The organism is Pseudoalteromonas sp. APC 3694, assembly GCF_030407565.1.
Classification (GTDB): Bacteria; Pseudomonadota; Gammaproteobacteria; order Enterobacterales; family Alteromonadaceae; genus Pseudoalteromonas; species Pseudoalteromonas tetraodonis.
Genome location: NZ_JASDDE010000142.1, coordinates 1 through 601, shown reverse-complemented (window position 1 = coordinate 601; position 601 = coordinate 1). Strand labels below are relative to the sequence as shown.

Annotated in this window: 2 protein-coding genes; both read right to left on the bottom strand. The window is 35.1% G+C overall.

Features of this window, described 5'->3' with window-relative positions:
* Positions 1 to 30 precede the first annotated feature (30 nt).
* A complete protein-coding gene (locus QMA00_RS18905) occupies positions 31 to 192 on the bottom strand; it encodes a YbaM family protein (RefSeq protein ID WP_076922234.1) in 162 nt (53 codons plus the stop codon).
* Complete coding sequence (locus QMA00_RS18900; RefSeq protein WP_013465384.1) at positions 185 to 457, bottom strand: late competence development ComFB family protein; 273 nt, start codon at positions 455 to 457, stop codon at positions 185 to 187. The genes QMA00_RS18905 and QMA00_RS18900 overlap by 8 nt, the downstream gene beginning before the upstream one ends.
* Positions 458 to 601: the final 144 nt, after the last annotated feature.

The window sequence follows — 601 nt, the reverse complement described above, 5'->3', positions numbered from 1 at the left end:
ATTTTTTGATTCAATACGTTAGTAAATCTCTTAACCAGAGTTCAGGTTAACTAGCTTTTTCTCAAAGTCACTTTTTACGATATCGAGCGCTTTTAATACTTCTTCGGGCTCTACGTCGTGTTGCTCTAATATCATAATTAAATCCACAGCAAGTTTTATGTGTGTAGGGGCGTCTTCTAGCGGGTTACTCATTAATATCTTTCTTTTTAGCAATCTGATCAATCGCAAAATTAATAGCAAGTTCAACGCGTTGCTGCATATCTAAACGATCTGTTTGAGTTAAATAAAATGCCATATCTACATCGTATCGAATATAACGTGGGGGTAATTGATTGAGTACGGTACAGCAAAAGTCAGCCATTACATCGTCGTTGTAACGTTCATTAAGTTTACGTTTTTCTATTTCTTCTAAAACGAGTTTTTCGTAAAAATTGTGTATGTCGTCATCTAATCGCATATTCCAGTCACTCTTTGTTATTGTCTTAAATGAGTCTATACCAAGGACTGTTATAAATCGAGAGCCGCTTTAAATAGTTGTTTATGAACACTAGGGTCTGTTGACCTTTGCGGATTAATATTTGTTCAAACTAGGGGCAATTTA

Excerpts from the sequence above, each read along its gene's own strand:
- QMA00_RS18900 (WP_013465384.1), bottom strand. The coding sequence starts at position 457 with ATGCGATTAGATGACGACATACACAATTTTTACGAAAAACTCGTTTTA.
- QMA00_RS18905 (WP_076922234.1), bottom strand. The coding sequence starts at position 192 with ATGAGTAACCCGCTAGAAGACGCCCCTACACACATAAAACTTGCTGTG.